The organism is Enterobacter sp. 5-4 (assembly GCF_000612205.1).
Lineage (GTDB): Bacteria > Pseudomonadota > Gammaproteobacteria > Enterobacterales > Enterobacteriaceae > Enterobacter > Enterobacter roggenkampii.
In genome coordinates this window covers 74,993-101,026 of record NZ_JFHW01000007.1, presented here as the reverse complement: position 1 = coordinate 101,026, position 26,034 = coordinate 74,993, and the positions used below count along the sequence as shown (strand labels likewise).

Genomic DNA, 26,034 nt, shown 5'->3' with positions numbered 1-26,034 from the left:
CCATGACAACACTTCAACTCCAGACCCCGGCGACGACGCGCAAATTCTGGTCAGGCATGAGCCTGTTCTGCCTCGCGCTGCTGATTGCGCCCGTGGTGGCCACGCAGCTTGGCGGCAACTACTGGGTGCGCGTCATCGACTTCGCCCTGCTCTACATCATGCTGGCGCTGGGGCTTAATATTGTGGTCGGCTATACCGGCCTGCTGGACATGGGCTTTATCGCCTTTTACGCGGTCGGCGCCTACCTCGCGGCACTGATGGCTTCCCCGCACCTGCTGGAGGTGTTTCCGATCCTCGGCGTCTGGTTCCCGGACGGGCTGCACACCTCGTATCTGCTCATTATCCCGCTGGCCGCCCTCGTGGCGGCCGTCTGCGGGATTTTACTCGGTGCGCCCACGCTGAAGCTGCGCGGGGACTACCTGGCGATAGTGACCCTCGGCTTTGGCGAAATTATCCGCATCCTGATGCGTAACCTCGACCGTCCGGTAAACATTACCAACGGCGCAAAGGGCATTACCGGGGTGGATACGCTGAACCTGTTCGGCCTGAAGTTCAGCGGCGTATACCACTGGTTTGGTTTCAAAGTACCCGCGCTGTGGCTGTGGTACTACCTGCTGATGCTGGTGATTATCACGATCGTCTTCGTCTGCCTGCGCCTGCAGCATTCCCGTATCGGCCGCGCCTGGCACGCCATCCGCGAGGATGAAGATGTGGCCCGTGCGATGGGCATCAACGTGCGTAACTATAAGCTGCTCGCCTTTGCGATGGGCGCCTCCTTTGGCGGCGTGGCGGGTGCGCTTTTCGGCGCGTTTCAGGGCTTTGTCTCCCCGGAATCCTTCACGTTACAGGAATCGATTGCCGTACTGGCGATGGTGGTGCTGGGCGGTATGGGGCACATTCCGGGCGTGATCCTCGGCGCGGTACTGCTTACCGCCCTGCCGGAACTGCTGCGCAGCCAGGCAGCGCCGGTGCAGCAGGCGCTGTTCGGTACGGTGCTGATTGACCCGGAAGTGCTGCGCCAGCTGTTTTACGGTCTGGCACTGGTGCTGGTGATGCTGGTGCGCCCGTCCGGCATCTGGCCGGTACGCCACAAGGAGGTGAAGGCATGAGTCTGTTAACCGTACGCAACATGACAAAACGCTTCGGCGGGCTGACTGCCGTGGATGACGTTTCGATTACCGTGAACAGAGGCGAGATCTACGGGCTGATCGGCCCCAACGGCGCGGGAAAAACCACCTGCTTTAACCTGATCACCGGGCTTTATCCGGCGGACAGCGGCGAGTTTTCGATTGCCGATAAGCCCTACTTCCCGAAGCAGATAGAGAAAGTGACCGCCGCCGGGATTGCCCGCACCTTCCAGAACGTGCGCCTCTTCAACGAGATGTCGGTGCTGGAAAACGTGATGGTGGGCCGCCACGTGCGCACCCGTAACGGCCTGTGGGCCGCGCTGAGCCGCCACAAACGCGCCCGCGAGGAAGAGAAGCAGACCCGCGAGCTGGCCTGGCACTGGCTGGACTATACCGGCATTGCGCAGTTCGCCCACTATCGCGCCTGCGATCTGGCCTATGGTCATCAGCGTCGGCTTGAAATCGCCCGCGCGCTGGCAACGGATCCGCTGCTGCTGGCGCTGGACGAACCCGCCGCCGGGATGAACGCGGCGGAAAAAGTGGCGCTCGGCGAACTACTTACCCGTATCCGCGATGACGGCAAAACCCTGCTGATGATTGAGCATGACGTCAAGCTGGTGATGGGCATCTGCGACCGCCTGACGGTCCTTGATTACGGCAAAACGCTCGCCACCGGCACGCCGGAAAGCGTGCGGCGCGACCCGGCAGTGGTCGCCGCCTGGCTTGGAGGTAACGCTCATGTCTGAATTACTGAAGGTGGAACGTCTGGACGTGCATTACGGCGGCATTCAGGCCGTACGCGATGTCTCCTTTACCCTGCGCGAGGGCGAACAGGCTACGCTGATCGGCGCTAACGGCGCGGGGAAAAGTTCCACCGTGCGCGCTATTACCGGGCTGGAAAGCTTTAGCGGCAGCATTGATTTCAGCGGTAAAGCGGTACGCAAACAGAGCCCAGAGACCCTGCTTCGCGACGGGCTGGTGATGGTCCCGGAGGGCCGCGGGATCTTCTCCCGCATGACGGTGCTGGAAAACCTGCAGATGGGCGCCTGGCTCAGGCGTGACACTGTCACCGTCAGGCGCGAGATGAACGAAATTTTCGAGCGCTTCCCGCGTCTGGGCGAACGCCAGCATCAGCTTGCCGGGCTGCTGTCCGGCGGTGAGCAACAGCTGCTTGCCCTTAACCGCGCCCTCCTCAGCCGCCCGCGCCTGCTGATCCTCGACGAGCCGTCAATGGGCCTTGCCCCGAAGATGGTCGAGAACATATTTGCCGTTATTGCCGGGCTGCGCGAGCGCGGCGTCGCCCTGCTGCTTATCGAACAAAACGCTCGTCTCGCGCTGGAAGTCACCGACAGCGCGTGGGTCATGGACAGCGGCAGCATTGTTCATCATGGCGAATCGAAAGCGCTGCTCAACGACGACCAGATTGCACAGATTTATTTGGGCGAAATGCCCGTTTAACCACACCAGCCAACATCAGGGAAATACAATGAAAACAGTAAAAATCAGTGCGCTCAGCGCCGCTATTCTGCTCGGCAGCTTTGCCTCAACGTCCGCGTGGGCCGCTGACGGTGAAACCGTGGTCATCGGTCTGGCAGGCCCGCTGACCGGCCCGTCTGCCCGTATCGGGAAAGATCTGGAGAACGGCGCGCAGCTGGCTATCGATGACATCAACAAGCAGCACCCGACCATCGGCGGCAAAGCGGTGACCTTCAAGCTGCAGTCCGAAGACGATCAGTCCGACCCGCGCACCGCCGTAGCCGTCGCGCAGCGTCTGGTGGATAGCGGCGTGGCAGGCGTGGTCGGTCACTGGAATACCGGCACCAGCATTCCGGCGGCCCGCATTTATCACGATGCGGGTATTGCCCAGGTGGCGCCGGTCGCAACCGGTCATGCCTATACCCAGCAGGGTTTTGACACCAGCTTCCGCGTGATGGGCCACGACGATGACGGCGGCCAGCTCGCCGGTCAGTACGCGGTTAACACCCTGAAAGCCAAACGCATTGCGGTGATCGACGACCGTACCGCATTTGGTCAGGGGCTTGCAGACCAGTTTATTAAATCGCTGGAAGCCCAGGGCGTGAAAATTGTCGATCGTCAGTACGTGGATGACAAAACGGTCGATTTCAGCGCCGTACTGACCGCCATCCGCAGTAAAAACGCCGATCTGATCTTCTTCGGCGGCGTCGACAGCCAGGCCGCACCGCTGGCTCGCCGCATTAAACAGCTGGGCATGAACGCCACGCTGATGGGCGCAGGCGGATTCGTCAGCCAGACGTTCCTCAAGCTGGCGCAGAAAGAAGGCGAAGGCGTTGTGGCGCTGGAGCCGGGTCTGCCCGTTGACCAGATGCCGGGTGGTAAAGCGTTCGAGCAGGCGTACCAGTCCCGCTACCACACCCATATCGAACTGCACGCCCCGTTCGCCTATGACGCCACCCGCGTTCTGGTGGCGGCGATGGAAAAAGCAGACTCCGTTGAGCCGTCCGACTATCTGCCCGCCCTGCGCGCCATCAGCTACTCCGGCGTCACCGGACAGATCGCGTTTGATAAAGAGGGCAACCTGAAATCGCCGTCGTTCACGGTCTATAAGGTTGTCGACGGCAAATGGCAGCCGCAGACCGTGCTGGGCGGCGCAAAAGCGAAGTAACGCAGCGAGGCAATGTGATGAGTGATAATAACGAGCTGGGCATTCTCGCCCGCCGCAAAATTGAAGCTGAAATTATTAAGCCAATTTATGAAATCCTGGTGCGCGAGATAGGGAAAGCCCGCGCCCAGGCGGTGATTGGTGAGGCCATTGAGCAGGCCGCGATTGACGCTGGCAAAGGGTTTGCCAGCAAAGAACCCAACGGCGCGAACATCAAAAGCTTTATCGCCCTGCAGTATCTGTGGGAGAAAGATAACGCCCTGGACGTGAAGGTGATTGACGCCGACGACCAGCAGTACAACTACAACGTGACCCGCTGTCGCTACGCGGAGATGTACCACGAGATGGGGCTGGGCGAAATTGGTCACCTGCTCTCCTGCGCGCGCGATGAAAAATTCATCGTGGGCTATGCGCCCGACGTAGAGCTAACCCGCACCACCACCATTATGCAGGGCGGCGCGTGCTGTGATTTCCGTTACCGCAGCAGTAAGGACAAGCCATGATCCGCGTCAACGCCGAACGGCTGTGGTCAACGCTTGAGATGATGGCGCAGATCGGCGGCACGCCCGCCGGTGGCGTCACCCGTCTGGCACTGAGCGAGGAAGATCGCGTTGCGCGTAATCTGCTTCGCGACTGGGCGCTGGACGCCGGTTTTACCTGTGACGTCGACAGCATGGGCAATATGTTTATCCGTCGTGCGGGGAAAAATCCGCAGCTTGCCCCGGTCTTGACCGGTTCGCACGTGGATACGCAGCCGCTGGGGGGGAACTACGACGGGGTTTACGGCGTGCTGGCCGGGCTGGAGCTGCTGCGAACGCTCAACGACCTTCACATTGAGACGGAACGTGACGTTGTGCTGGTCAACTGGACCAACGAAGAAGGCGCGCGCTTCGCGCCAGCCATGCTCTCTTCTGGGGTCTGGACGGGGCAATTTAGCGAAGCGTACGCCCATGCCCGCGCCGATCACGATGGCATCACCGTGGGTGAAGCCCTGGATAACATCGGCTACCGGGGTGAAGCCCCTGCCCGCGCGTTTCCGGTTCACGCCTGCTACGAGCTGCACATCGAGCAGGGCCCGATTCTGGAAGACGAAGGTCTGGATATCGGGCTCGTCCGCGCGGCAATGGGCCAGCGCTGGTTCACCCTGACGCTGGACGGGTTTGCCGCCCACGCGGGCACCACGCCGATGCACAGCCGCCGCGACGCGCTGACCGCCTTCGCGGAGCTGGCGCTGAAGGTGGAGGAGATTGGCTATCGGCATGCGCCGGACGGACGGGCGACGATCGGTATGGCGCAGGTTACGCCAAACTCGCGCAACGTCGTGCCGTCTCGGGTGGTCTGCAGCGTGGAGTTTCGCCATCCGGCGCTGACGGCGCTGGATGCCATGGAGGCAGCGCTGCATAAGGTGGCTGAAAGCCTGAGCCTGCGCGGGGTGGCGGCTGCCGTTGAGCGCATCTTTGACTACGCGCCCATCGCGTTTGATGCCGAATGTCTGGCCCGCACGGAGAAGGCCGTGGCGGAACTGGGCTACTCGGCGAAACCGATGGTCTCCGGCGCGGGACACGACGCCTGCTATGTGAGCAAAATTGCCCCTGCCAGCATGATTTTTATCCCCTGCGTGAAGGGCATCAGCCATAACGAAGCGGAAAGGATCCTGCCGGAGTGGTCAGAGAAAGGGGCAAACGTGCTGTTGCACAGCGTGTTGGCCGCGGCCCAGGAAAAATAAACCGGGTGGCGCGGCTCGGACAACCGCGCCCGTAGGCCCGGTAAGCGCAGCGCCACCGGGCGTGTTTTACCCCTTCGGCACCTTCGCCAGGCTGAACCAGATCCCCACTGCCAGCAACAGCAGCATTCCGCCTGCACTCCCCAGCGCCACGCTGTGAGAGGTAATAAAGGCGCTTTTCGCCGCCTCAATCACCGGCTCCGCGAGGGACGGCGTCAGTTCCTGCGCCACCTTCATCGCTTCACCAATCGATGACGAGGCTTTATCGACGAGCGAGGCATTCAGCCCCTGCGGCAGCGCAATCGACGCCGAGAAGCTGCGGGTCAACAGCAGACCAAAAATGGCGATCCCCAGCCCGGCCCCCAGCTCATAGGACATGGTTTCAATGGCTCCGGCGGCAGCCGCCTTCTCTCTCGGCGCGGCCGCCATAATGGCCGAGGTCGAGGCCAGCAGCGCGCTGGCGGCACTGAAGCCGAGCAGCACCATCAGCCCCCACGCCTGCCACTGCTGCGTGCTGAAGTCGAGCGTCGACAGGCCGATAAAGCTGACCGCGCTCAGCCCCATGCCACCCGCAGCGACAATGCGTAGCCCCAGACGGCCCACCAGCACACCGGCAATCGGTCCGCTGAACCCGCTGGCCACCATTACCGGGAGCATAAACATGCCCGCCTCGAACGGCGTAAAGCCATGGACAAACTGCAGTTCCTGCGCCATCAGCAATTCAAAGCCCACCAGGGCGATCATCGCCGTCATCGCCATTACCACGCCGCTTAAAATGATGCGGTGACAGAACAGGCGCATGTCGATCATCGGCACGCGGGCGCGCAGCTGGATGCGCACAAAAATAAACAGCATCACGGCACCCGTCAGCAGGGTACACGCCACCAGCCACGGCGCCAGAGCGCCCTTAAGCGCGGTTTTGGCGCTGTAGACCAGCAGCAAAATCGCCACAATCAGCATGATGGCATGGCTGATATTCAGCGGCTGCTCCGGTCGGCCCTGCTGACGGGGGACAAAACGCGCGGCCAGCGACACCACCACCAGCACAATCGGTACGTTGATCAAAAACACCGATCCCCAGTAAAAATGCTCGAGCAGCATACCGCCAATCAGCGGGCCAAACGCTGCCCCGCCGGAACCGACCGCCGCCCAGACGCCGAGCGCGATGTTGCGATCTTTCGCGTCGGTAAAGAGCGTGCGGATCCCCGCCAGAGTGGCAGGAATGATCATGGCCGCACCGATCGCCAGCGAGGCGCGCGCCGCGATCAGCCACCCTGCTGAGGGGGCAAACGCTGCCGCCAGCGATGACAGGCCAAACAGCGTGCTGCCGATCATCAACAACCGTTTAAAACCGATGCGGTCACCCAGGGCGCCCATCGGCAGCACCATTCCCGCCATCACCAGCGAGTAAATATCGATGATCCACAATAATTCATTGCCGCTGGCGCCCAGCGTCATGCTCAATGTCGGCGCCGCTACGTGCAGCACCGTCGCGTCAATCGCCACCGGGATATACACCAGCACGATAATCACTAACGCTAACCACTGACGAAACATAAATTTCCTTTTCATCTCAAACCTGGACACATGTCCAGATTGCGATCCTACGTAAAGTTGAACGCGTGTCCAGCTTTTTGTTACACTCGTTTCATTCCTATTGAGAGTAGTGAAAAAATGCAATATTTGAGCAAGGAAGAGAGACGGGAAGCGATCCTGCAGGCCGCGATGCGCGTGGCGCTGGCCGAGGGGCTGGCAGCCATGACGGTACGGCGAATTGCCGCTGAAGCGGGCGTCGCGACCGGACAGGTCCACCACCACTTCGCCTCCGGCGGCGAGCTAAAATCGCTGGCCTTTGTGCGCGTGATCCGCGAGCTGCTGGATGCCGACGTGGTGGGTGAAAACGCCAGCTGGCGGGAACGGCTGCACAGCATGCTCGGCAGTGACGACGGCGGGCTTGAGCCTTACATTCGCCTCTGGCGGGAAGCTCAAATTCTCGCCAGCCGGGATCCTGAAATCAACGCGGCTTACGCCCTGACCATGGAGATGTGGCATCAGGAGACCGTGGCGATTATCCGCGCCGGGGCGGAGGCCAACGCCTTTACGCTTACCGATCGCGCGGAAAATATTGCCTGGCGATTGATCGGGCTGGTTTGTGGGCTTGATGGGATCACGATTTTAAATATGCCCGAAATGGACGATGCGGCGTTTAATAAGCATCTCGATAAACTTATCTCCCTCGAATTGGGTTAATACTCCCAACGGAGTATTATTTACCGCGAGTTTTACAATTAGTAACACATTAAGCGAACCCATATTTCCTTTCGAATCTCAGGGGTTCGCTTTTTTATCTGTCCTTTCAGTTGTATCCAAAAACATCCAATAAACCAACCAGCGCACTCACATCTATCTAACTGTTTTCATTTGTTTTCTCTTCATTCTGGCGAGCAAGAGGGTGATATGTCACAACAAAGTGAGAAGAGTAATCCGCATCTGTTAAGTAACTGGAAACCGGAAAATGTGCAATTTTGGGAAAACAAAGGAAAACATATCGCGCGAAGAAACCTGTGGATTTCTGTCGCCTGTTTGCTGTTAGCGTTTTGCGTCTGGATGTTATTTAGCGCCATTGCCGTCAATCTGAATAAAGTCGGATTTAATTTCACCACCGATCAACTTTTTATGCTAACGGCATTACCTTCTCTCTCCGGCGCGATATTGCGCGTCCCCTATTCGTTTATGGTGCCCATATTTGGCGGACGATATTGGACGGTATTGAGTACCGTCATCCTGATCATTCCCTGCGTCTGGCTGGGGATGGCCATTCAGAACACCGCGACGCCTTACTGGATTTTTATCGTGATTGCCCTGCTCTGCGGCTTTGCAGGCGCCAACTTTGCCTCCAGCATGGGCAACATCAGCTTCTTCTTCCCCAAGGCAAAACAGGGTAGCGCGCTCGGTATTAACGGCGGGCTCGGCAACCTGGGCGTCAGCGTGATGCAGCTGGTCGCGCCGCTGGTGATCTTCCTGCCGATGTTTACCTTCCTGGGCGTGGAGGGCGTACCGCAGGATGACGGTTCCACCCTGTGGCTGGCCAATGCGGCCTGGATATGGGCGCCGCTGCTGCTGCTGGCCACCCTTGCGGCCTTCTTTGGAATGAACGATATCGCCAGCTCCAAGGCCTCTATCGCCAGCCAGCTCCCGGTGCTGAAGCGCTTTCATCTCTGGCTGCTGAGCCTGCTTTATCTGGCGACCTTCGGCTCGTTTATCGGCTTCTCGGCGGGCTTTGCCATGCTGTCAAAAACCCAGTTTCCGGACGTCAACATTCTGCACCTCGCCTTCTTTGGCCCTCTAATCGGTGCGCTGGCGCGTTCGGCGGGCGGGATGATCTCTGACAAACTGGGCGGCGTGCGGGTCACGCTGATTAACTTCGTTTTTATGGCCCTCTTCAGCGCCCTGATCTTCCTGACGCTGCCCGGCTCTGGCTCCGGCAGCTTTGTCGCGTTCTATCTGGTCTTTATGGGGCTGTTCCTCACCGCCGGGCTCGGCAGCGGATCGACCTTCCAGATGATCGCGATTATCTTCCGCCAAATCACGCTCGACCGCGTCAAAAAACAGGGCGGCACGGACGAGCAGGCGCAGCACGAAGCGGTGACAGAGACCGCCGCCGCGCTGGGCTTTATCTCCGCTATCGGCGCCGTTGGCGGGTTCTTCATTCCCAAAGCCTTTGGCACCTCGCTGGCGATGACCGGATCGCCGGTCGGCGCCATGAAGGTGTTCCTCGTGTTTTACATCGTCTGCGTGCTCGTTACCTGGCTGGTGTATGGCCGCAAATCCGCAAAACAAGAATAACTACACGTCCGAAGCAGGAGAAATGTCATGAGCAAACTGTTGGATCGCTTTCGTTATTTCAAAACAAAGGGGGACAGCTTCGCCAACGGGCACGGGCAGGTATATAACACCAACCGCGACTGGGAGGACGGCTACCGTCAGCGCTGGCAGTTCGACAAGATCGTGCGCTCCACCCACGGCGTGAACTGTACCGGCTCCTGCAGCTGGAAGATTTACGTTAAAAACGGCCTCGTGACCTGGGAAACCCAGCAGACCGACTATCCGCGCACCCGCCCTGACCTGCCCAACCACGAACCGCGCGGCTGCCCGCGTGGCGCAAGCTACTCGTGGTATCTCTATAGCGCCAACCGTCTTAAATACCCGCTGGTGCGCCGCAGGCTGATTGAGCTCTGGCGCGAGGCGCTGGCGCAGCATACCGATCCGGTGCTGGCCTGGGACGCCATCCAGAGCGATCCGCAAAAGGCGCAAAGCTACAGGAAGGCGCGGGGTAAAGGCGGGTTTATCCGCTCGAACTGGAAAGAGCTGAACCAGCTGATTGCCGCCGCCAACGTCTGGACCATCAAAAACTATGGTCCGGACCGCGTGGCCGGTTTTTCCCCTATTCCGGCGATGTCGATGGTCTCCTACGCCGCCGGCACGCGCTATCTTTCCCTGCTGGGCGGTACCTGCCTGAGCTTCTACGACTGGTACTGCGACCTGCCTCCGGCGTCGCCGATGACCTGGGGCGAGCAGACCGACGTGCCGGAGTCCGCCGACTGGTACAACTCCAGCTATATCATCGCCTGGGGCTCGAACGTGCCGCAGACCCGAACCCCGGACGCCCATTTCTTCACCGAGGTGCGCTACAAGGGCACCAAAACCGTCGCCATCACGCCGGACTTCTCGGAAGTCGCGAAGCTGAGCGACCAGTGGCTGTCCCCCAAACAGGGCACCGACAGCGCCCTCGCCATGGCGATGGGCCACGTGATCCTCAAAGAATTTCACCTCGATAACCCAAGCGACTACTTCCTTAACTACTGCCGCCGCTACACCGACATGCCGATGCTGGTGCTGCTGGACGAGCAGGAAGACGGTCGCGTGGTGCCGGGACGTATGCTGCGCGCCTCGGACCTTGTCGACGGGCTGGGGGAAGCCAATAACCCGGAGTGGAAGACCGTCGCCTTTGATATTGCCGGAAATCTGGTAGTACCAAACGGCTCCATCGGCTTTCGCTGGGGAGAAAAAGGCAAATGGAACCTGGAGCCACAGGCTGCGGGCCACGACACCGAACTGACGCTGTCGCTGCTCATTACCCACGACAGCGTGGCCGATGTCGCCTTCCCCTACTTTGGCGGCAACGAGAACCCGCATTTCCGCAGCGTGAAGCAGGATCCGGTGCTGACGCGCCGCGTGCCGAGCAAAACCCTGACGCTTGCCGACGGCAGCGAGAAGCGCGTGGTCAGCGTTTACGATCTGGTGCTGGCGAACTACGGTCTCGATCGCGGTCTGGAGGACAGCAACGCCGCAGAGAGCTATGACCAGGTCAAAGCCTATACCCCCGCCTGGGGCGAGCAGATCACCGGCGTGCCCGCCCGGCTGATTGAAAAAATCGCCCGCGAGTTTGCCGACACGGCGCACAAAACCCACGGCCGGTCGATGATCATTCTCGGTGCAGGGGTGAACCACTGGTACCACATGGACATGAACTACCGCGGGATGATCAACATGCTGGTCTTCTGCGGCTGCGTCGGGCAGAGCGGCGGCGGCTGGTCGCACTATGTCGGCCAGGAGAAGCTGCGCCCGCAAACCGGCTGGCTGCCGCTGGCCTTCGCGCTGGACTGGAACCGCCCGCCGCGCCAGATGAACAGCACCTCCTTCTTCTACAACCACGCCAGCCAGTGGCGCTACGAGAAGCTGACCGCGCAGGAGCTGCTCTCTCCGCTGGCGGACGCCTCGAGGTTCACCGGCCACCTGATTGATTTCAACGTCCGCGCCGAGCGCATGGGCTGGCTGCCGTCGGCGCCGCAGCTCAACCTCAACCCGCTGCACATCAAGACCCGCGCGGACGCGGCGGGCATCACGCCGCAGGAGTACACCGTTCAGGCATTAAAATCGGGCGATATCCGCTTCGCCTGCGAGCAGCCGGACAGCGGCAAGAACCACCCGCGCAACCTGTTCGTCTGGCGCTCTAACCTGCTCGGCTCGTCCGGGAAAGGCCACGAGTACATGCTAAAATACCTGCTCGGCACCGAGAGCGGGATTCAGGGCGAGGATTTGGGCTCAACCGACGACGTGAAGCCTGAGGAAGTGGAGTGGCAGACCGCCGCCATTGAGGGCAAGCTCGACCTGCTGGTGACGCTCGACTTCCGCATGTCCAGCACCTGCCTGTTCTCGGATATCGTCCTGCCGACCGCCACCTGGTATGAAAAAGACGATATGAATACCTCGGACATGCATCCGTTTATTCACCCGCTCTCGGCCGCCGTCGACCCGGCGTGGGAGTCCCGCAGCGACTGGGAGATCTACAAGGGCATCGCCAACGTCTTCTCCGAGGTCTGCGTCGGGCATCTCGGCACCGAAACCGACGTGGTGTTACAGCCGCTACAGCATGACTCCCCGGCGGAGCTGTCGCAGCCGTTTGACATTCAGGACTGGCGCAAAGGGGAATGCGATTTGATCCCCGGTAAAACGGCGCCGAACATCGCGGTCGTCGAGCGGAACTACCCGGAAACTTACGAACGCTTCACCGCTCTCGGCCCGCTGATGGATAAGCTCGGCAACGGCGGGAAAGGCATATCGTGGAACACGCAGAGCGAGGTCGATTTCCTCGGCAAGCTCAACTACGTCAAGCTCGACGGCCCGGCGAAAGGCCGCCCGCGCATTGAAACTGCCATTGACGCTTCAGAGGTGATCCTCGCCCTTGCGCCGGAAACCAACGGCCAGGTGGCGGTGAAGGCCTGGGAAGCGCTTGGCGAGCTGACCGGGCGCAATCACACCCATCTGGCGCTGAACAAGGAAGATGAGAAGATCCGCTTCCGCGATATCCAGGCGCAGCCGCGTAAAATCATCTCCAGCCCGACCTGGTCCGGCCTGGAGAGCGAGCACGTGTCGTATAACGCGGGCTATACCAACGTTCACGAGCTGATCCCGTGGCGCACGCTGTCTGGCCGCCAGCAGCTGTATCAGGATCATCCCTGGATGCGCGCCTTCGGCGAAAGTCTGGTGGCCTATCGTCCACCGATTGACACCCGCAGCGTCACCCATATGCGCGAGATCCCGCCGAACGGCTTCCCGGAAAAAGCGCTCAATTTCCTGACGCCGCACCAGAAATGGGGCATTCACTCCACCTACAGCGAAAACCTGCTGATGCAGACCCTGTCGCGCGGCGGGCCCATCGTCTGGATCAGCGAAACCGACGCGCGCGAGCTGGGCATTGAGGACAACGACTGGATCGAGGCCTTCAACGCCAACGGCGCCCTCACCGCCCGCGCGGTGGTCAGCCAGCGCGTGCCGCCGGGCATGACCATGATGTACCACGCTCAGGAGCGCATCCTGAACATTCCGGGTTCCGAGGTGACCGGACGGCGCGGCGGGATCCACAACTCGGTGACCCGCGTCTGCCCGAAACCGACGCATATGATCGGCGGCTACGCGCAGCTGGCGTACAGCTTTAACTATTACGGCACCGTCGGCTCCAACCGCGACGAGTTCATCATGATCCGCAAAATGAAAAACATTAACTGGCTGGACGGCGAAGGTCGGGATCAGGTCCAGGAGGCGAAAAAATGAAAATACGCTCACAGGTTGGCATGGTTCTGAATCTCGATAAATGCATCGGCTGCCACACCTGCTCGGTCACCTGTAAGAACGTCTGGACCGGGCGTGAAGGGATGGAATATGCGTGGTTTAACAACGTCGAAACCAAACCGGGCATCGGCTACCCGAAAAACTGGGAAGATCAGGAGGAGTGGCAAGGCGGCTGGATCCGCGGCATTCACGGCAAGCTGACGCCGCGTCTCGGCGGCAAGATGGGCGTGCTGTCGAAGATTTTCGCTAACCCCGTCCTGCCGCAGATTGACGATTATTACGAACCCTTCACCTTTGACTATCAGGATCTGCACCGCGCCCCGGAGGGGGATCACCTCCCTACCGCCCGCCCGCGCTCGCTGATTGACGGCAAGCGCATGGACAAAATCGTCTGGGGCCCCAACTGGGAGGAGCTGCTGGGGGGCGAGTTCGAAAAACGCGCCCGCGACCGCAACTTCCAGAAGATCCAGAAGGAGATGTACGGCCAGTTCGAAAACACCTTCATGATGTACCTGCCGCGCCTGTGCGAGCACTGTCTCAACCCGAGCTGCGTCGCCACCTGCCCGAGCGGCGCGATTTACAAGCGCGAAGAGGACGGCATTGTGCTGATCGACCAGGACAAATGCCGCGGCTGGCGCCTGTGCATCAGCGGCTGTCCCTACAAGAAAATCTACTTCAACTGGAAGAGCGGCAAGTCAGAGAAGTGCATCTTCTGCTACCCGCGCATTGAGTCCGGCCAGCCGACCGTCTGCTCGGAAACCTGCGTCGGGCGCATCCGCTATCTCGGGGTGCTGCTGTATGACGCAGATCGTATTGAAGAGGCGGCCAGCACCGAGCATGAAACCGATCTGTACGAGCGCCAGTGCGACGTGTTCCTCAACCCGAACGATCCGGCGGTCATTGAGGAAGCGCTGAAGCAGGGTATCCCGCAGAACGTGATTGACGCCGCCCAGCGTTCCCCGGTCTACAAAATGGCGATGGACTGGAAGCTGGCTCTGCCGCTGCACCCGGAATACCGCACCCTGCCGATGGTCTGGTACGTGCCGCCGCTGTCACCGATTCAGTCCTACGCGGACGCCGGCGGCCTGCCGCAGAGCGACGGCGTTCTTCCCGCAGTCGAAAGCCTGCGCATTCCGGTGCAGTATCTGGCGAACATGCTCAGCGCGGGCGATACCGGCCCGGTGCTGCGCGCCCTGAAGCGCATGATGGCAATGCGTCACTACAAGCGTTCCCAGACCGTGGAAGGCGTGACCGATACCCGCGCCATTGAAGAGGTCGGCCTGACCGAAGCGCAGGTTGAGGAGATGTACCGCTATCTGGCGATTGCCAACTACGAAGACCGCTTCGTGATCCCGACCAGCCACCGCGAAATGGCGCGCGACGCCTTCCCGGAGAAAAACGGCTGCGGCTTCACCTTCGGCGACGGCTGCCACGGCTCCGATACGAAATTCAACCTCTTCAACAGCAGCCGCATCGACGCGATCAACATCACCGAGGTGCGCGAACACGGGGAGGGAGAGTAATGCAGATCCTCAAAATCATCGCGCTGCTGATCGAGTATCCCGATGAGCTGCTGTGGGAAAACCGCTCTGAGGCGCTTTCGTTAATTGCGCAGGACGCGCCCATGATGCTGCCGTTTGCCCGCCAGCACCTGAGCGCCCCGCTGCTGGATAAACAGGCCGAATGGTGTGAGGTGTTTGAGCGCGGTCGCGCAACGTCCCTGCTGCTGTTCGAGCACGTTCACGCCGAGTCCCGCGATCGCGGCCAGGCGATGGTCGACCTGATGAGCCAGTATGAGAAAGCGGGTCTTGAGCTGGACTGCCGCGAGCTGCCGGACTACCTGCCGCTCTACCTGGAATACCTGAGCATCGTATCCGATGACGAAGCGCGTGAAGGACTGCAAAACGTCGCACCGATCCTGGCGCTGATCGGCGGCCGCCTGAAGCAGCGCGGCGTGGCGCACTATCAGCTGTTTGACGCCCTGCTGGCGCTGGCGGGAACGCGGCTTTCCAGCGACAGCGTGGCGAAACAGGTGTCCGGTGAAAAACGGGATGATACCCGTCAGGCGCTGGACGCCGTGTGGGAAGAGGAACAGGTGAAGTTTATCGAAGACAACGCCACATCGTGCGACAGCTCGCCGATGCAGCAATATCAACGACGCTTTAGCCAGGACGTCGCGCCGCAGTACGTGGACGTCAGCGCCGGAGGCCCAAAATGACACACTACCTGAACGTGTTTTTCTATGACATTTATCCGTACATCTGCGCCACCGTGTTTTTCCTCGGTAGCTGGTTGCGCTACGACTATGGGCAGTACACCTGGCGCGCCTCGTCAAGCCAGATGCTCAGCAAACGCGGGATGAACTGGGCCTCTAACCTGTTTCATATCGGGATTCTGGGGATCTTCTTCGGGCACCTGTTCGGCATGTTAACCCCGCACTGGATGTACGCCTGGTTTTTACCCGTCGCGGTTAAGCAGCAGCTGGCCATGATTGCGGGCGGAATTTGCGGCGTGCTGACGCTGATCGGCGGGTCGATGCTGCTGATTCGCCGCTTGTTCAACCAGCGGGTGCGTGCCACCTCCACCACACCGGATATCATCATTATGAGTATCCTGCTGATACAGTGCATTCTGGGGCTATCGACCATTCCTTTCTCCGCGCAATATCCTGACGGAAGCGAGATGATGAAGCTGGTTGGCTGGGCGCAGGGGATCGTGACGTTTAAGGGCGGTTCATCAGAAATGCTGAGCGGCGTGGCGCCGATCTTCCGCGTGCATCTGGTGCTGGGGATGACGATCTTCCTCATCTTCCCCTTCACCCGCCTGGTGCACGTGTGGAGCGCGCCGTTTGAGTACTTTACGCGGCGGTATCAGGTGGTGAGATCGCGCCGTTGATTTGTCGGGTGGCGGCTACGCCTTACCCGACCTACGTTCACACGCACGTAGGCCCGGTCAGGTGTAGACGCCACCGGGCGATTAATACTGCAGCATACCGTGCTGCATCAGGAAACCCCACCACGGAATGCCGAGGAACATGTGGATCAGAAACGTGCATAGCGCCACGACGGTGCCAATCGTCCACCATGACTTAATATCGTTATACCCCGAGGCGAAGATAATGGGTCCTGCCGCGCCGCCATAGTGCGTGATACAGCCGCCATACGAGTTGGAAAACAGAATGGCAAGCGCCAGCAGGACGGGCGCCGTTCCGGTGACGAGACCTACGGTGGCAAACACCGGCACCATGGCCGCGACGTATGCCCCGCCGGAGGCAAAGAAATAGCGAACCAGGACGCTGAGAAACACGATAATCACGATGGTCATATTACCGGCGCTGAGAAAATCCAGATGAGCAGAGAGGAAATCAGCCAGCCAGCGGAAAAAGCCCTCCTTGCTCAGGGTGGCGCTCAGACCGATGATGCCCCCGTACCACATCAGGGTATTCCAGCCGCCCTTATTTTTTTGAACATCGCTCCAGCCGATAATATTAAACAGCAGCGCTGCCCCCATCGCGATAATGGCGACGGCGGATTCATTTAGCCCAAGGTGACGAGAGAAGATCCAACCGAGTAACGCGGCGATAAAAATCACCACCAGCCCTTTCTCTTTGATGCTCATTGCCCCGAGGCTTTGCAGACCGTTGGTCGCAATTGCGACATTATCAATATGTTTAATTTCCGGGGAAGCAACCCGGTAGCAAATATAGGGAATGATACACAGCATCAATAACCCCAGCGGGGCGCCCGCCAGCATCCAGCCGATCCAGCTAATATGAATATGGAAAATATCTGAAATGAGCTGAAGCGCTAACGCGTTCCCGGCAAAGCCCGTTAAAAACATATAGCTGGTCGTTTTAGTGACCATATAGACATTGACCATTAAATAACGTCCGGCCTTGCGCGGTGACTCTTGTGGTGTTGACCCCAATACGGTCGCGATACTGTTAATAATAGGGAAAACCACCCCACCTGCCCGCGCGGTATTTGAGGGAGTGGCAGGTGCCAGAACCAAATCCAGCAAGGCGGTTACATAGCCCAGCCTCAGCGTCGTGCTGCCAAATTTCAGGATAAACCAGTAGGCAAGCCGTTTCCCCAGACCGGTGGTGACAAACGCCGCGCTAAGCGTAAAGGCGCTGAACACCAGCCAGGTGGTGCCGGAAGCGTATCCGCTCAGCACATCCATTGATTTGACGGGTGAATCCGGGAATTTTGTCACGGTAAAACAGGTTAACGCGACCGCGACGAGCATGATGATGGGTTCGGGATAAGGTTTAATGACCAGGCCAACGATAGCGGATAAATATATTCCTGCCAGTATCCACGCCTCTTTGGTTAATCCATCAGGCGGAGGAATAAATATTGATAATAATATTATTACGGCAAGTAAGATTGTTTTTAAAACATTGGATTTAAGCATGTCTCACCCATGAGAAAAAGGGTCCCTGAATGGCAGAGGATTCTCCTGAGAGACGCCTCTGCCGGATAAATACATTTGCTAAATAAATAATAAAAAACTACACGCTAACAACCGGAATATTATCACCTTCTGTGATTTGATATTCGGTCAGGGTGTCAAAACTGAGATAACGATAGATATTTTCATGCGCGCCGTGAAGTTTATCGGTATAGCGAAAATACTCGTCAACGGTGGGCATTTTACCCAGGATGGCCGCGACGCTGCTTAATTCTGCCGAGGCAAGGAAAACGCTGGCATTCGTTCCCAGACGATGCGGGAAATTTCGGGTTGACGTCGATACCACGTGGCTCCCTTCGCGCACCCTCGCCTGGTTCCCCATGCAGAGGGAGCAGCCCGCGGGCTCGATTCGCGCCCCCGACTTTATAAACTGGCTAAAATAGCCCTCACGGGAAAGCTGCCGGGCATCCATTTTGGTCGGAGGCGCGATCCACAGCCGCGCCTGGCTTTCACCGGCATCGGCCAGGATTTCACCCGCAGCGCGGAAATGACCGATGTTGGTCATGCAGGAGCCAATAAAGACCTCCTCTATCGGCGTGTTGGCCACCTCAGAAAGTAAGCGAGCATCATCCGGATCGTTTGGCGCGCAGACCACCGGTTCGGTGATTTCATTGAGATCAATCTCAATGACTGCGGCATATTCCGCATCAGGATCGGCCGAAAGCAGCGACGGGTTAGCCAGCCACGCCTCGATTTCAGCGATGCGTCGTTCAAGCGTGTCGGCGTTCTCATATCCCTGCTTAACCATCCAGCGCAGCAGGGCCGCGTTGGAACGCAGGTATTGTGCGACCTTGTCCTCCGACAGGCGCATCACGCAAGCGGCAGCAGACCGTTCAGCGGAGGCGTCAGCCAGCTCAAACGCCTGCTCTGCACTCAGTGTTTCCAGCCCTTCAATTTCAAGGATCCGGCCCGAGAAAATATTGCGCTTATTCTTTTTCTCGACCGTCAACAGGCCCTGCTTTCTGGCATAGAGCGGAATGGCGTGAACCAGGTCGCGCAGGGTGATCCCTTTCTGCATCTCGCCCGTAAAGCGAACCAGCACCGATTCCGGCATATCCAGCGGCATAATGCCCGTTGCCGCGGCGAACGCCACCAGTCCGGAGCCGCCCGGGAAGGAGATCCCCAGCGGGAAGCGGGTATGGGAGTCGGCACCGGTGCCCACCGTATCCGGCAGCAGCATGCGGTTAAGCCAGGAGTGGATAATGCCGTCCCCCGGTTTCAGCGCGACCCCGTTACGACGGGTGATAAACTGCGGCAGCGTTTCATGCAGCCGAACATCCACCGGCTTTGGATACGCAGAGGTGTGGCAAAAAGACTGCATCACCAGATCGGCTGAAAACGTCAGGCACGCCAGATCGGTCAGCTCATCACGCGTCATCCCGCCGGTGGTATCCTGTGAACCGACTGTCGAAATCTTTGGCTCGCAATACTGCCCGGGACGGATCCCCGCGACGCCGCAGGCTTTACCAACCATCTTCTGGGCCAGCGTAAAACCGGCGGTGGAAGGCGCAGGCGCCGCAGGCTTACGGAAGACATCTGAAGGCGCGAGCTTCAGCGATTCCCGCGCTTTCGCCGTCAGGCTGCGTCCGATAATCAACGGGATCCGCCCGCCGGCACGCACTTCATCCAGCAGCACCTCGGTTTTAAGCGTAAAGGTCGTCACCAGACGCTGGCTTTCGGTCTCACGAATTTCGCCTTTCCAGGGATAAAGATCGATCAGCATCCCGGTCGTCAGCGTGGAGACATCCATCTCTACCGGCAAGGCACCGGAATCTTCGAGCGTATTAAAGAAAATGGGGGCAATCTTGCCGCCAAACACAAACCCGCCGTTGCGTTTATTCGGCACGAAAGGAATATCGTTCCCGATGTGCCATAAAATGGAGTTGGTGGCGGATTTACGTGACGATCCCGTTCCCACAACGTCACCAACATAGACCAGCGGCCAGCCAGCCGCTTTTAATTCTGCCAGCTGGCGCAGCGGCCCGCGCGCGCCGGGCTCATCCGGCTCAACCCCTTCCCGGGCGTTACTGAGCATGGAGAGCGCATGCAGTGGAATATCCGGCCGTGACCACGCTTCCGGCGCCGGAGACAAATCGTCAGTATTGGTCTCACCGGGCACCTTAAACACCTTCAGGGTGATTTTTTCAGCCATCGCCGGGCGGCGGGTAAACCATTCGGCATTCGCCCACGCGTGAAGCACCGCTTTCGCATGGACGTTACCGGCCATCGCTTTGGTTTCAAGCTGGCTGAATTTGTCAAAAATGAGGATGGTCGAAGAGAGCTGCTGTGCGGCCAGCGGTGCCAGATCCGGATGATCAAGAAGCGCAATCAACGGCTGGACATTATAGCCGCCCTGCATGGTACCCAGCAACGTGGTGGCCGCTTCAGGAGAGAGGCCGTTAACACGGTAGTCCTGCAAAGCCACCTTAAATAAAAATTCAGCTTTTAACTTTGCCGCAGGATCGACACCCGGTGGGACGCAGTGGGTTAATAAATCGATTAATTGCGGGTGATGTGTCGGCGCATCGTGAAGTAAACGCTGGATCAGCGCCGCTGTCTGTTCCGCTGTTAACGGTTTCGCCGGAATACCCGCCTCCTGGCGGGCTTTCCGGTGCTGAGTGTAATCATCTAACATAGGTTCTCCTGTTAAAGCTAAAGTTGTTCACAAAATTCTGTTAGCCGTTCGAGTCCGTAAGGCCATTCACCGTGGCCAGATTCGGCATTAATATGTCCGGCCTCGCCGATATCGATTAACTGCCCCTTCCAACAGGCAGCCCAGAACTGCGCGCGGGTGAAGCGCATCAGGGGATCGTTTCTGCTGGTAAACATCAGGCAGGGAACCGGTAATGGCGCAGGCTGAATGGCCTCTTCAAGTCCGAAAAACGCGGGCTCTGCCGGTGCGACCATCACCACCCCGGCGACGTTTACCCGCCGCGTTTGCAGCAGCCGGCATGACGCCAGCGCGCCAAAGCTATGGCCGACGAGGATGGCGGGCAGCTGACACGCTGCCAGCTCGCGGGTAATGGCGGAGACCCAGTTTTCAATATCGGGCTCGAACCAGTTTTTCTGCTGAATTCGCTTCCAGAAAGGAAAACGTCGGCCCCAGCAGCTTTGCCAGTGATGTTCATCGCTGTCTCTCAGACCCGGCACAAGAACCACGGTATAGACGCTACTGAGCTGCTTGAGGCGTTGTTCAATCATGACGTTTTCCTTTTCGATTATTCGCACGGAAACTGCGACAATAACCATCCGACGGCGATAAGATCTGCGCTCCCGCCCGGGCTTAAATTCCGGCGAATAAACTGAACGTCCATATTGGTTAAGGCATTAACGCGTTTCTCCGGCGTCAGATGTTTCACCGCTAAAATTCGTCTGGAATAGCGTCTGGCATAATTCAGCCCTTTTATTCCCCCCCGTGAAACAAGATTGGTATCCGGATTCGCCGCCATCAGCCCGAGCAACATTCTCAGTAACGCGTCATCCTCAGAGGCTCCCTGGCGCAGTGCCATTTCAAAGTGAGGTAGTCCGGCGTGGCGGACGGTGGCAAAACCGCTTTCAGCTTCCCCTCGGGCACCGGTTAAACCGTATGCCTGGAACTGCTGCTCGCCCTTCGTTTTCGCCACGCCGCGATTTTTCAGCTCCCGATCAACGATGCCAGCGCAAATCGCCCTGCTCTCATCGCACAGGCTGCGCTGCGTGAGGCTTTCCTGCCTTTGCGTCAGACGCCCTGCCGCGGCACACAACAGCCCCAGAGAGAAGATGCCGCCTTTATGGGTGTTCACCCCGCCGGTGGCGTTGAACATCGCCTGTTCGCAGGCCAGACCGACCGGCCTTATTGCCCGCAGCGTTTGCGGCCCGGCAAGACGGGCCGTCTCCCTGCCGACGTTAAAGAACGCGGTGAACCACGGGGCAATGGCCGCGATACTGGCCATAAACAGCGCGTAATTCATATCGCGATGCGCCCCGCTGTTGACGCGATCTACCAGACCCGGTTTCGGGGTCAAGCGAATTTCACGGTACAGGGCCTCGGCCGCCAGCTCCGCGAAGGGGTGCTGAACGTCTGGCGCATTACATCTGGCAAGCGAAGTAGTCATCGGTTAACGCCTCGATTACGCGCGTGAGCTCGGCCAGCGAATGACGTCGCATGCGGGAACAAACGTGAGCAGGTTCATGACAGATAAAGCATCTGCGCATCGGTTGCTGGATGGCACTTCTTTTCAGCAGTCCCGTTTTCGGACACAGCACGTCGATATCCCATAAGCGCCCCAGCGGATGGTTATCTTCGAGATGCGCGGTGACGTGCTTGATCATCCAGGCCGGGGCCGCCACCGACCAGAGCGCTTCCGGCCCGGTGACCGGCTGCAGAGTCTGCTGGCGACAGACCGTCCACTGATGCGTGCGGAATAGCTCTCCGAGCGCCTCATTCGCAACGGCCATCACTCGTCGGGCCAGACCGGTATCCTTCACCGCCCCCGGCCAGACCAGCGTGACGGATACCACGGTATGATCCGACTGAAACAGCCACGCCTGCTGTCGGCGTGCGCGCTGCTCTTTTGATGTCAGAACCTGTTCCAGCGAAACAGGGGCGTTCGATGCGTTATCCGTCATGGGGATCACTCCTTCACCTGGTGAACCACATCAATCACGCTGCCGTCGCGGTAGCGCACCACGCCAACGATCCGGTCGGTAAACGCCACCGGCTTAGGCTCACCCGAGATGAGCAACGCCTTCTGATACAGCACCTCAATGTCGACGACGGGCAGCCCGGCGTGAATCAAGCGTTCGCGGACCTCCGGGCGCGCCGGGTTAACGGCAATACCGTGATCGGTAACCAGAACGTCAATGCTTTCGCCCGGCGTCACCAGGGTGGTGACCTGCCTGACAACGGTAGGAATTCGGCTGCGGATCAGCGGGGCAACCACGATGGTGAGATTTGCCGCCGCGGCGACGTCGCAATGCCCGCCCGACGCGCCGCGCATCACCCCGTCGGAACCGGTCAGCACGTTGACGTTGAACCGGGTGTCCACCTCCAGCGCGCTGAGGATAACCACGTCCACCCTGTCGCAGCAGGCGGCTTTTGCAGCCGGGTTCGCATAGACGTTGGTGGAGATTTCCACATGGCCAGGATTGACGGTCATGGAAGTGGCCGCAGCACCGTCAAAGCTTTGCGTATCGAGGATCTTTTCAATGAGCCCCTTTTGATGCAGATCGACAATGCTGCCAGTGATCCCGCCGAGCGCGAACCGGGCGACAATATTGTGTTTGCGCATCCGGGCTTCCATAAACCGCGTACAGGCGGTGGATGCCGCACCTGAACCGGTCTGAATGGAAAAGCCGTTGCGGAAGTAGCCAGAGTGTTCGATAACGTCGGCAGCAGAGCGGGCAATCATTAGTTCACGTGGATTACTGGTCACCCTGGCGGCGCCGACGCTGATTTTTGCCGGGTCGCCGACGCTCTCAATCTGCACCACATAGTCAACCCGGTCCTGAACGATACTGGCCGGCAGGTTGGGGAACGGCTTCAGGGTTTCGGTGAGCAAGACCACCTTTTTGGCATATTGCGCGTCGACCATAGCGTAACCGAGCGAGCCGCACTGCGATGTGCCGCCGTTGCCGCTGGCATTGCCATATTCATCGCTGCAGGACACCGCCAGAAAGGCGACATCAATGGCAATTTCACCCTTCTGAATCAGGTTCACCCGCCCGCCGTGGGAGTGGATCTGTACCGGCTCATCCATCAGCCCGTGTGAAATCGCATCCGCCAGCTCGCCACGCATGCCGGAGGTGTAGATTTTGCCAATCACGCCACTGCGAATATGTTCAATAAGCGGGGCATTGCACGACATTAACGAGCTGGACGCGAGCGTGATCCCTTTCAGACCGCGCTGAGCCAGCTTATCCATCACATAGTTGATCACCTTGTCGCCTTCGCGGAACGCGTGATGGAAGGAGACGGTCATGCCGTCATGCAAATCGCAACGGTCCAGCACCTCGTCCACGCTGGCAAAAAGTTTGCGCTGATATTTTTGCTGTGTATCAGAAAGATACGGCGTCGTCGCGTTAGCGCCGCTGAAGGCGACGTATTCACGACGCGTGCCGGGAATGTGGTGCAGGGTTTCTGTGAGATTTTTCATTATTCATCCTGTCGCTTGCGAAAAAAGGTGATTACTGACGAATGCCAGAGGCATTTTTGCGTTCGATAACAACCCGGGCATGGTTGATAATCGGCGCGTCGATCATTTTGCCGTTCAGCGAGATCACCCCGAGTCCGTTGCGTTCGCCCTCTTCTGCGGCAGCAATCACGCGCTGGGCGTAATCCACTTCTTCCTGCGTGGGCGCGTAGGCGTTGTGAAGAATTTCAATTTGTCGCGGATTAATCAGCGATTTTCCGTTGAAGCCCATCCGGCGGATGAGATCCACTTCTTTCAGGAAACCGGCCTCGTCATTGACATCGGCGTAGACCACGTCGAAAGCGTCGATCCCTGCCCCGCGCGCGGCATGTAATACCGCGCACCGCGCATAAAACAGCTCTGTTCCGTCGCCCCGCTCGGTTTGCATATCCATCACGTAGTCAAAGGCGGCGAGCGCAATCCCCATTAAACGGTCGGAGGATTTCGCAATGGCAACGGCATTAATGACGCCGACGGCGGATTCGATTGCCGCCATTAATTTCGTTGAGCCAACAGGACGCCCGCAGCTTTCTTCAATGCGGACGATTTCACGTTCGAGCTGATAAATATCTTCCGGTGTGTCGGTTTTCGGCAGACGAATAACATCCACCCCTGCCCTGACGGCGGCTTCCAGATCCTTTAAACCAAAAGGGGTATTAAGCGGGTTAATTCTGACAACGGTTTCAATATCGTTGTACATCGGGTGTTGCAGCGCGTGAAATACCAGAAGACGCGCGCTGTCTTTTTCTTTCAGCGCAACGGCATCTTCCAGGTCAAACATAATGGAGTCTGGTTTATAGATAAATGCCGTCGACAACATGGCAGCACTTGAACCGGGAATAAATAACATACTGCGACGTAACTTTTTCATTATAACGTTTCCCATGCAATGTCTTCCCGGGCTGTCCCTCTGAGCAGTGCAGCCTGCACGCGGGCGCGGATCACGCAGTCCAGCGCGCCTTTATCATCAATAATGATCTGCCCCTGTTCGATGTTGAACGCAGCCAGGGTTTCATGGACCACCTCTGCAATTCGGTCGCCGAATTGCTTATACACTTCGCTCTGGATGACCACGTCCAGCCCGCTCTCATCGGGGCTGACCTTAACCATGAGGTCGCTGGACTCCAGCGTTCCCGCCATCGCGGCTTGCACAATTTTCATATTCATTTTCCTGTGATAATGCACTTAAACCGCTGCCGTCAGCGGCTCGGATAAACAGGGCTGATGCTGTATTCCGTTATTCAGAAACGCGCGCGTGGTGGCAGGCACCATGCGGCTGGCGGCAGCGATGTTGTTTTCTTTTAATAAACGGCGAACGGCTGAAGCCGATACCGGCACATTATTACCGTCCGTTCTTCTTTCTATTTCGTGTACGCTAATACGGGCCGCTGTGCTCGTCTCTTCTTCCAGCCAGCGGTGCATCGCCCGGTTATATTCGGCGGTTAACGGACAGAACGGCTCGGTACCCACGAAACGATGGTTAATATTCAACGCGGGGGCGATGTAATTTCTGAACAGCATGAGGTCAATTGCCGCGTAGGTTTTATCGATGACCTGCTTATCTTTCAGGAAATAGCTCGGGAATGTCCCGCGCGAAATAATATACGCCGACCCCGGATGAACGGTGACATTCGGCAGGTGCTGCGATCCGTCCCTGACCATCGCGAACCGTTCTTTAAACGAAAATGCCGAGACATCTTCCTGGACCACGAAAACATGTAACGCGTCGCACAGGCTCGCCGCATGCTCGATAAGATATTGGTGGCCGAGGGTGAACGGATTGGCGTTCATCACAATCGCGCCAATATTTTTCCCCGGCGCGAAATGATGGCGGCGCAGCTGGCTGCAATAACGATGAATACCCACCGGCGTATTCTCCATTAATGACGCACGGTTCTCGACCGTCACCAGCGGATAAAACCCGCATCCGCGAAATGACTTCACGTTATCCGGACAGGTAAAGAGAAAGAGTTGATGTTCACCGTTCTGTGCCGCCTGAAGTTCGGCCTCATGGATTAACGTCAGGATTAACGACGTGCCCCGCCACCCGGAATCCACTGCGATGCACTTCAACGTGTTACCCGCAATGCCGGTGCAGGCGACAAGATGGCGCTGATAGCGGGCAACAATAAATTGCGCAATATCGTCATCAATACCTAAACCGTTGCGGGCCAGGAAGCGGACAACCTCTTCCCGGGACTGGGCGTTACCGGCGTTAATAACCTCAAACTCGGGTGTTCTGGCGGTGTACATCTTCTCTCTCCTGAG

General features: G+C 58.7%; 22 protein-coding genes. 12 read left to right on the top strand and 10 right to left on the bottom strand.

Translation table 11 applies throughout. The features are described from left to right. Nucleotides 1–2 precede the first annotated feature (2 nt). From AA74_RS0103050 to AA74_RS0103025, 6 genes are read left to right on the top strand one after another with little or no spacing between them, the layout of a single operon-like run. Nucleotides 3–1,109, top strand: a complete 1,107-nt coding sequence (locus AA74_RS0103050) for a branched-chain amino acid ABC transporter permease (RefSeq protein ID WP_023292331.1) — start codon at nucleotides 3–5, stop codon at nucleotides 1,107–1,109. Beyond that, complete coding sequence (locus AA74_RS0103045; protein ID WP_025910972.1) at nucleotides 1,106–1,873, top strand: ABC transporter ATP-binding protein; 768 nt, start codon at nucleotides 1,106–1,108, stop codon at nucleotides 1,871–1,873. The genes AA74_RS0103050 and AA74_RS0103045 overlap by 4 nt, the downstream gene beginning before the upstream one ends. Next, nucleotides 1,866–2,585, top strand: coding sequence for an ABC transporter ATP-binding protein (locus tag AA74_RS0103040; protein ID WP_025910970.1), 720 nt, complete (start codon nucleotides 1,866–1,868; stop codon nucleotides 2,583–2,585). The genes AA74_RS0103045 and AA74_RS0103040 overlap by 8 nt, the downstream gene beginning before the upstream one ends. A 28-nt stretch (nucleotides 2,586–2,613) precedes the next feature. Then, nucleotides 2,614–3,771, top strand: coding sequence for a branched-chain amino acid ABC transporter substrate-binding protein (locus AA74_RS0103035; RefSeq protein WP_023344215.1), 1,158 nt, complete (start codon nucleotides 2,614–2,616; stop codon nucleotides 3,769–3,771). 17 nt (nucleotides 3,772–3,788) lie between these two features. After that, nucleotides 3,789–4,271, top strand: coding sequence for an L-2-amino-thiazoline-4-carboxylic acid hydrolase (locus AA74_RS0103030; protein WP_025910964.1), 483 nt, complete (start codon nucleotides 3,789–3,791; stop codon nucleotides 4,269–4,271). Beyond that, complete coding sequence (locus AA74_RS0103025) at nucleotides 4,268–5,494, top strand: Zn-dependent hydrolase (protein ID WP_025910962.1); 1,227 nt, start codon at nucleotides 4,268–4,270, stop codon at nucleotides 5,492–5,494. Before AA74_RS0103030 ends, AA74_RS0103025 begins: the two co-directional genes overlap by 4 nt. Before the next feature lie 66 nt (nucleotides 5,495–5,560). Here the strand turns inward: AA74_RS0103025 and AA74_RS0103020 are convergent, their stop codons facing one another. Continuing rightward, nucleotides 5,561–7,048 carry an MFS transporter gene (locus tag AA74_RS0103020; RefSeq protein ID WP_025910960.1) on the bottom strand — a complete coding sequence of 496 codons (1,488 nt, stop codon included), beginning with the start codon at nucleotides 7,046–7,048 and terminating at the stop codon, nucleotides 5,561–5,563. Nucleotides 7,049–7,165: 117 nt separating this feature from the next. Between AA74_RS0103020 and AA74_RS0103015 the strand changes: the two genes are divergently transcribed. The 6 genes from AA74_RS0103015 (at nucleotide 7,166) to narI (ending at nucleotide 16,018) form a co-directional block, all read left to right on the top strand. Next, complete coding sequence (locus tag AA74_RS0103015; protein WP_021240211.1) at nucleotides 7,166–7,741, top strand: TetR family transcriptional regulator; 576 nt, start codon at nucleotides 7,166–7,168, stop codon at nucleotides 7,739–7,741. Between the two features lie 207 nt (nucleotides 7,742–7,948). Then, complete coding sequence (locus AA74_RS0103010; protein WP_025910957.1) at nucleotides 7,949–9,337, top strand: NarK family nitrate/nitrite MFS transporter; 1,389 nt, start codon at nucleotides 7,949–7,951, stop codon at nucleotides 9,335–9,337. Nucleotides 9,338–9,364: 27 nt separating this feature from the next. Further along, entirely contained in the window at nucleotides 9,365–13,105 is a 3,741-nt protein-coding gene (locus AA74_RS0103005; protein ID WP_025910956.1) for a nitrate reductase subunit alpha, read from the top strand. Beyond that, entirely contained in the window at nucleotides 13,102–14,646 is a 1,545-nt protein-coding gene (narH, locus tag AA74_RS0103000; protein ID WP_008501747.1) for a nitrate reductase subunit beta, read from the top strand. The genes AA74_RS0103005 and narH overlap by 4 nt, the downstream gene beginning before the upstream one ends. After that, nucleotides 14,646–15,341, top strand: a complete 696-nt coding sequence (gene narW, locus AA74_RS0102995) for a nitrate reductase molybdenum cofactor assembly chaperone (protein ID WP_025910954.1) — start codon at nucleotides 14,646–14,648, stop codon at nucleotides 15,339–15,341. Before narH ends, narW begins: the two co-directional genes overlap by 1 nt. Then, complete coding sequence (gene narI / locus AA74_RS0102990) at nucleotides 15,338–16,018, top strand: respiratory nitrate reductase subunit gamma (protein WP_014883923.1); 681 nt, start codon at nucleotides 15,338–15,340, stop codon at nucleotides 16,016–16,018. The genes narW and narI overlap by 4 nt, the downstream gene beginning before the upstream one ends. 81 nt (nucleotides 16,019–16,099) lie before the next feature. Here narI and AA74_RS0102985 read toward each other — a convergent pair whose 3' ends face one another. The 9 genes from AA74_RS0102985 to citC form a co-directional block, all read right to left on the bottom strand. After that, nucleotides 16,100–17,539 (bottom strand): anion permease, encoded by a 1,440-nt coding sequence (locus tag AA74_RS0102985; protein ID WP_025910946.1) that lies wholly within the window; start codon nucleotides 17,537–17,539, stop codon nucleotides 16,100–16,102. A 97-nt stretch (nucleotides 17,540–17,636) separates the two neighbouring features. Continuing rightward, a complete protein-coding gene (gene acnB / locus AA74_RS0102980; protein ID WP_025910945.1) occupies nucleotides 17,637–20,231 on the bottom strand; it encodes a bifunctional aconitate hydratase 2/2-methylisocitrate dehydratase in 2,595 nt (864 codons plus the stop codon). A gap of 17 nt (nucleotides 20,232–20,248) precedes the next feature. After that, nucleotides 20,249–20,797, bottom strand: a complete 549-nt coding sequence (locus AA74_RS0102975) for an alpha/beta hydrolase (RefSeq protein WP_025910944.1) — start codon at nucleotides 20,795–20,797, stop codon at nucleotides 20,249–20,251. A gap of 17 nt (nucleotides 20,798–20,814) precedes the next feature. After that, nucleotides 20,815–21,690 carry a triphosphoribosyl-dephospho-CoA synthase CitG gene (citG, locus tag AA74_RS0102970; protein WP_025910943.1) on the bottom strand — a complete coding sequence of 292 codons (876 nt, stop codon included), beginning with the start codon at nucleotides 21,688–21,690 and terminating at the stop codon, nucleotides 20,815–20,817. Then, entirely contained in the window at nucleotides 21,665–22,204 is a 540-nt protein-coding gene (gene citX, locus AA74_RS0102965; protein WP_025910942.1) for a citrate lyase holo-[acyl-carrier protein] synthase, read from the bottom strand. Before citX ends, citG begins: the two co-directional genes overlap by 26 nt. A gap of 5 nt (nucleotides 22,205–22,209) precedes the next feature. Next, nucleotides 22,210–23,730, bottom strand: a complete 1,521-nt coding sequence (gene citF, locus AA74_RS0102960) for a citrate lyase subunit alpha (RefSeq protein ID WP_025910940.1) — start codon at nucleotides 23,728–23,730, stop codon at nucleotides 22,210–22,212. A 31-nt stretch (nucleotides 23,731–23,761) separates the two neighbouring features. Next, complete coding sequence (gene citE, locus AA74_RS0102955; protein ID WP_023616934.1) at nucleotides 23,762–24,637, bottom strand: citrate (pro-3S)-lyase subunit beta; 876 nt, start codon at nucleotides 24,635–24,637, stop codon at nucleotides 23,762–23,764. Beyond that, nucleotides 24,637–24,927 (bottom strand): citrate lyase acyl carrier protein, encoded by a 291-nt coding sequence (citD, locus tag AA74_RS0102950; RefSeq protein ID WP_025910934.1) that lies wholly within the window; start codon nucleotides 24,925–24,927, stop codon nucleotides 24,637–24,639. The genes citE and citD overlap by 1 nt, the downstream gene beginning before the upstream one ends. Before the next feature lie 24 nt (nucleotides 24,928–24,951). Then, complete coding sequence (citC, locus tag AA74_RS0102945; protein ID WP_025910933.1) at nucleotides 24,952–26,019, bottom strand: [citrate (pro-3S)-lyase] ligase; 1,068 nt, start codon at nucleotides 26,017–26,019, stop codon at nucleotides 24,952–24,954. Between the last annotated feature and the right edge of the window lie 15 nt (nucleotides 26,020–26,034).